This window comes from Oribacterium sp. P6A1 (genome assembly GCF_000702885.1).
Classification (GTDB): Bacteria; Bacillota; Clostridia; order Lachnospirales; family Lachnospiraceae; genus Oribacterium.
This window is the reverse complement of sequence record NZ_JNKO01000089.1, coordinates 1-1,603: the sequence shown is the minus strand read 5'-3', so window position 1 is coordinate 1,603 and position 1,603 is coordinate 1. Positions and strand designations below refer to the sequence as shown.

The 1,603-nt window shown below is 36.5% G+C and carries 1 protein-coding gene; it reads left to right on the top strand.

What is annotated here, in order from left to right:
* Nucleotides 1–141 precede the first annotated feature (141 nt).
* Entirely contained in the window at nt 142–1,533 is a 1,392-nt protein-coding gene (locus tag T515_RS16140) for an IS4 family transposase (RefSeq protein ID WP_036613623.1), read from the top strand.
* The last annotated feature ends 70 nt before the right edge of the window (nt 1,534–1,603 follow it).

Here is a 1,603-nt window from a genome sequence, read left to right as displayed (position 1 = left end):
TAACTCAAACTTCCCACACCCAAAAGGTGTGATGCACCTTGAAAACTCTATACTTCAGACAATAAAAAAGGCATAGGTCACTTTCAAATAAGGTATAATGGATTTGCGACAAAACATTTACCAAGAAAGGACTTACGCCATATGCATATCTTATCACAGGGACAGCACACAGAGGAAGAAATTAATTGCTCAATTTCAGATTTTATTTCAGTTTTTAAAGTTAGGGATGTACTCCATAAGTGTAACGCTGAAAAGCAAAAAGGAATTTCTGCAATGAACATCTTCCGGTATAAACTTGTAAATGTTTTTTCTAAAAGCAGCTTTTATATGCAAGTTAAGACAAATCATTTTTCTGAATCCTATTCCAAAAATACTTTCTATAGATTTTTGAACGATCCGAGAATCAATTGGCTTCGCTTTACAACTATGTTGGCGTTAGCAGTAATCAAGAATTTTTTTAATCCGCTAACAAGTAACGATCGTGCTGATGTGTTTATTATCGATGACTCCCTTTATGAGAGAGCCGGATATAAACGCACACAAATGGCTTCAAAAGTGTTTGATCATGTAACCATGAAATATAAAAAAGGCTTTCGTCTCCTGACTCTTGGGTGGTCAGACGGTAATTCATTCGTTCCAATCAACAGTTGTCTATTGGCTTCTTCAAAAGAGGATAATCAGCTTGGTGATTTTACAAAAGTTGATAGTCGCTCTCTTGCCGGAAGACGAAGAAAGATGGCTGTCACAAAGGCTCCGGATGTTTTACTGGAACTTCTGAGATATGCAGTAAATGCTGGACACAGCGCTAAATATGTACTTTTTGACAGTTGGTTCTCAAATCCTAATACCATTGTGAAAATCAAGGAGATGCATCTGAACACTATAGCCATGGTCAAGATCAGCTCTAAGATTACCTATGAGTACGAAGGCAGTCGTCTTAACATAAAGCAGATATATTCTAGAAACAAGAAACGTCGTGGACGTTCTAAATACCTTCTTTCTGTGGATGTAAAAGTCGGTAAAGGAACCAAAGATGAACCATCAATTCCTGCCAAAATTGTTTGTGTTCGTAACCGCTCCAATAAAAAGGATTGGCTTGCAATCATATGCACAGATACAGCTTTATCAGAAGATGAAATCATCCGTGTATATGGAAAAAGGTGGAACATAGAAATTTTTTTCAAAACCTGTAAATCATTGCTCCAGCTTAGAACCGAATGTCATAGTCTTTCTTATGATGCATTAACTGCACATGTATCTATAGTTTTCGCAAGATATATGTTTCTTTCTGTATATCAAAGAAAGGATGAAGACGAACGTACAATAGGAGAAATTTTCTATGTACTTCTTCAGGAAATGGAGGACATCACTTTCCAACATTCTCTTTTTATACTTGTAGAAGCAATGACTGCAAGTATAAAGAACATACTTCATATCACCGACGAACAGGTTGAGGAAATCTATAAAGATTTCTTTTTCAGGTTGCCAGAATATATGCAGGATGCGCTGACAAGAGATTACAAGGTGGCGTAATTGTTTTTTTATAGTCTGGAATATAGAGTTTTCAAGGTGCGATGCCCACTATTTATGTGGGAAGTTTGAG

What these genes read in the sequence shown, in the direction of transcription:
- T515_RS16140 (WP_036613623.1), top strand. Translation starts at nt 142, where the DNA reads ATGCATATCTTATCACAGGGACAGCACACAGAGGAAGAAATTAATTGC.